At 75.1% G+C, this 1576-nt stretch carries 1 protein-coding gene; it reads right to left on the minus strand.

Translation table 11 applies throughout. The annotated features are described in order from the left end of the window. Positions 1 to 449: 449 nt before the first annotated feature. Positions 450 to 1576 (minus strand): hypothetical protein (locus H1A17_RS34025; RefSeq protein WP_194823809.1); only part of this gene is annotated, 1127 nt, incomplete at its 5' end.

Consider the following 1576-nt stretch of genomic DNA (forward strand, 5'->3'; position numbering starts at 1 on the left):
GGAAATTCGGCAACGTCGAAATATCATTACCCAACTGCGCCGTCTCCGAGGTGAACCTGTCCCCCGTCAACTGCATCCCATCACCCGAGTCACCCGCAAACCGGATCACCACCCGGTCCAACTGACGGATCTGCTTGGTCACGCCTGCACCTCGCTTCGCTCGGCCCCGCCGCGCGTGCGGCTGCACATGATGGTGACCCCGCCTTGCCCGGCCACGCGACCTCCCTGATGCGCCGCTGCGCCCGGTCCGCCCGTGGCGGGCCGGACCGCTGTCATCTCTCGCCTCCGAGCCTACGTCCCGGGCTTAGGGCATCCTTGGTGGAGGTCCGACACCTGGGAACCGGATCGGTAAAATCTGTACTGCTATGCGGCGATTTGTGGTGCCCGCCGTAATCGATATCACCGCGACCGTCCGGGCGGCACCGCGACCCGCCCCGACCGCCGGACGGTCAGTCCGGCCGTCCCGTCGGCGGCCGGTCCTCCGCCACCTCGGCCGAGCGCCGACGCAGCGCACCGGTCGCCAGCACGAGGGCCAGCACCACCAGCAGGACGGAGAGCGTGATCAACGCGAGCGCGGTCCGCTGGGCGGAGGACATCCCGCTCAACGCGACCGTCCCGCCCTGCGCCGCGATCAACCCCTGCGAACCGGTCGGCGCGGGGGTGCCCACCGGCGGGGTGGACAGCGCGGCGGCGGCGGTGATCCGGAAACTCATCTGGACCTGCCGGGCCGCCCCGCTCTCCGGGTCCAACCGGCCGGTCAGCGCCCCGGCCAGCGGGGCCTCGCGCTGGGCGTCCGGGGTGGCGGCGACGGTGAACCGGAGCGTCTGCGTCCGCCCCGCCGGCACCACCCCGAGGTCGCAACGGGTACGCGTCGGGGCCAGTGGCGCACAGCCGGCCGGCGGGTCCAGCACGCTGACCCCCTCCGGCAGCGTCACCTCGACCCGCCCGGCGGCCGGCACCCTGCCGGTGTTGCCCAGGTGGGCCGTCAGCACGGTGGGCCCGCCGCTGATGTCGAAGGCCACCTCGTCGGCGTCGAGCAGTATCCCGGGCACCGGCGGGCCGGCCGGGAAGAGCACCGCGAACCCCTCGTCGTCCTGCGCGGTGCCGCCGTCCGGGCCGGTCGCGGTGACCCGGACCGTGCCGCTGAGGGGCATCCGCCGCCAGGCGGTGCCGCTGACCCGTACCCGGATCATGCTGCTGAACTGGTCGCCCGGCGCGGTGGCCCACTCGCCGCAGTGCCATCCGCCGTCGCCGCTCGCCCCGCAGCCCGGCGTCCCGGCGTCGGTGAGCCCGGCCGGCAGCGTGTAGGCCAGCCGGAGCCGCGCCGGCACGGACCCGGTGTTGGTGACGGTGACCCGCAGGTCGGTGACCGTGCTGCCGGCTGCCCAGTAGTCGTCGTCGAGGGTCACGTCCCCGGTGCCCACCCGGACCCCGGTCCGGCCGCCGCCCGCCTGGCCGGGGCGCGTGGGCCGGCCGGGCAGCGGCGGCCGGGCGGTCGGCGTGGTGGTGGTGGCCGTCGGCGCGGGCGCGGTGGTCTGCGGTGGCGGGCCGGTCGGCTCCGGCGCGGCGGTGGTCG

The sequence above is a fragment of the Micromonospora sp. S-DT3-3-22 genome, from assembly GCF_015354745.1.
In the GTDB taxonomy this organism is placed as follows: domain Bacteria; phylum Actinomycetota; class Actinomycetes; order Mycobacteriales; family Micromonosporaceae; genus Micromonospora; species Micromonospora wenchangensis.